Raw genomic sequence first — 2,533 nt, forward strand, 5'->3', positions numbered from 1 at the left:
ATGGTGAAGGGTTTCGGGTGCCGACAGGCGTACGAAAGCCTCTCATGCAGGAACCCGCGGTCGGCATTCTCTGAGCTATGGGGTTTTGTGTATCGGATCTTCCGGCGGGCCGCCGATCGCAGCGGCGTTTGTTAGTCCCGGCGGGGCGAAATTGGTGTTTGTACGTGTGATTGCCGAGTTTTTTGTGGTGATTGTGAGCGCGTTTGCTCGGCTGAAAGCCGTCGCCATAGGGACTGGCGCAGACCCTCCCGTTGGCCGGCTCTGCTTTGAGCGGGTCATATGAATGGATCTGCCATGCCGGGTCATGACGCACTCTCCCGGTTCGTTGTCGCCGTGTTTGGCGGTCCGCGTGGCTGATGCCAGCATTCGAACACCTCGATGACGATCATGCGTCCGCCGCAACATGGGCATGTCGGGCGGATCTCGATTGGCTCGTCGGCAGCGTCGGCAGCGTTGTCGGCAGGCGGTGGGGCAGCGTTCAGAAATTCGCGGGCGCGGGTGATGCTAGTCTTTCGGGAACTGCCGGCGAGCAGACCGTAATGCCGGATGCGGTGGAAGCCGCGCGGCAGGACGTGAAGCAAGAAACGGCGAATGAACTCGTCGGGGGCAAGCGTCATGACCTGCTGCCGATCGGAACCATCGCGGCGGTAGTTCTTGAAGTGGAAGGTGACGCCGGTCTCGTCGAACGAGATCAGACGACTGTTCGAGATGGCCACTCGGTGCGTATAGCGTGACAGATAGGCAAGAACCGCCTCAGGTCCCGCGAAGGGCGGCTTGGCGTAGACGACCCAACGCTTCTTTCGCACCGGCGACAGGTACCGTCCGAATGCCCGGCGGTCAGCGAGATGCGCAGCCGAACCGAAGAAGGCGAGCCGCCCGGCATCGTGGAGCTGGAGCAGTCGCGTGAGGAACAAGCGCCGGAACAGCTTGCCGAGCACACGCACCGGCAAGAGGAATGCCGGACGTGACGATATCCAGCGTGCCCCATCAAGGGCTATGCCGCCGCCCGGCACGATCATGTGAACATGGGGATGATGGGTCATGGCCGATCCCCATGTGTGCAGCACGGCAGTGATGCCGATGCGCGCGCCGAGATGCTTCGGATCGGCGGCGATCGTCAGCATCGTCTCGGATGCGGCCTTGAACAGAAGATCGTAAACCAGCGCCTTGTTGTAGAAGGCAATGGCGGCGACCTCGGCTGGCAATGTGAAGACGACGTGAAAGTATCCAACCGGCAAGAGATCCGCCTCTCGTTCGGCGAGCCATGTGCGTGCGGCGGCACCCTGGCACTTCGGACAGTGCCGGTTCCGGCAGGAATTGTAGGCAATGCGCCACTCTCCGCAGTCCTCGCAGGCCTCGACGTGACCACCCAATGCAGCGGTGCGGCAGTGTTCTACCGCCGACATCACCTTGAGCTGGGCCAAGCTGAGGTGTTCCCCATGGGCTTTGCGATAGGTCGGCCCGGCAACACGGAAAATATCGGCGACCTCGATCGAGGTGCGCATGGCTCAGCCGTCGGGCGTCTTGCCTTCCATAAGTGCCATCAGCCGGTCGAGCGGCCCAGCGACCGCATGGATCGTCCGGGTAGAAACCTTGGCATAGAGCGCGGTCGTCTCCAGCTTGCTATGTCCGAGCAGAACCTGGATGACGCGGATATCGGTGCCATCCTCCAGAAGGTGGGTGGCAAAGCTGTGCCGTAGGGTATGCGGACTGACGCGCTTGTGTATGCCGGCGACCTCCGCAGCTTCCTGAACGGCGCGATGCAGTTGCCGCGACGAGATCGGGTCGGTGCGACTGCGTCCCGGAAACAGCCAGCCATGGGGCAGCATCACGCCGCGCCGCTTTCCTTCGCGCCACCACAGTCGCAGCAGTTCAAGGAGTTGCGGAGAAAGCATGGCATTGCGATCCTTGCGTCCTTTGCCTTGTTCAACCCGGATCAGCATGCGTGTCGAGTCGATGTCATCGACCTTGAGATGCGCGACCTCCGAGACGCGCAAGCCCGCGCCATAGGCTGCGCCGAGCGCCGCTTTGTATTTGATGCCTGGCGCCGCCTCGAGCAACCGTGCGGCTTCCTCCATGCTCAGTACATCGGGTAGCTTGCGCGGATTGCGGGTGATCACCAGCGCTCGCGCCATATCCCGCCGCTTCAGCGTCACCATAAACAGAAAGCGTAGCGCCGAAACCGTGCTGTTGATCGTCGCGGGGCCTACACCGTTCTCATGCTGATACAACTGGAAATGCCGTATGTCAGCGACCGTTGCCGTGTCAGGGGCACGCCCAAGAAACGTTGCGAAGCGCCGGACATGACGGATGTAGTCCTGCTGAGTGTGGGATCCCAACCCCCGCATCAGCATATCTTCTTGCATGCGTTGGCGAAGCGGTGTGGTCCGGGTATCGTTGGAGAAGCTGGCCATTGAACGTTCCTCTCGTTGAAGGGAACTCCATGGTCAGGCAACACCTGCAGCCTGCCTAGAACCTCAGATAATCATACGAAACTCACCGCGCACGCCCTCCCGCGAAGCGGGTTCGTGCA

2 protein-coding genes are annotated in these 2,533 nt (G+C 61.6%); both read right to left on the reverse strand.

The features are described 5' to 3' along the window. Positions 1-302: 302 nt before the first annotated feature. A complete protein-coding gene (locus tag AB4Z52_RS35925) occupies positions 303-1,505 on the reverse strand; it encodes an IS91 family transposase (RefSeq protein WP_442222566.1) in 1,203 nt (400 codons plus the stop codon). A 3-nt stretch (positions 1,506-1,508) separates the two neighbouring features. Further along, the gene (locus AB4Z52_RS35930; RefSeq protein ID WP_442222567.1) at positions 1,509-2,414 is read right to left on the reverse strand and encodes a tyrosine-type recombinase/integrase; all 906 of its coding nucleotides are present in this window, start codon (positions 2,412-2,414) and stop codon (positions 1,509-1,511) included. Between the last annotated feature and the right edge of the window lie 119 nt (positions 2,415-2,533).

The organism is Rhizobium sp. 2YAF20, assembly GCF_052114685.1.
Taxonomy (GTDB): Bacteria; Pseudomonadota; Alphaproteobacteria; order Rhizobiales; family Rhizobiaceae; genus Rhizobium.

Coding starts and splice junctions, on each gene's coding strand:
- AB4Z52_RS35925 (WP_442222566.1), bottom strand. CDS start 1,505: ATGCGCACCTCGATCGAGGTCGCCGATATTTTCCGTGTTGCCGGGCCG.
- AB4Z52_RS35930 (WP_442222567.1), bottom strand. CDS start 2,414: ATGGCCAGCTTCTCCAACGATACCCGGACCACACCGCTTCGCCAACGC.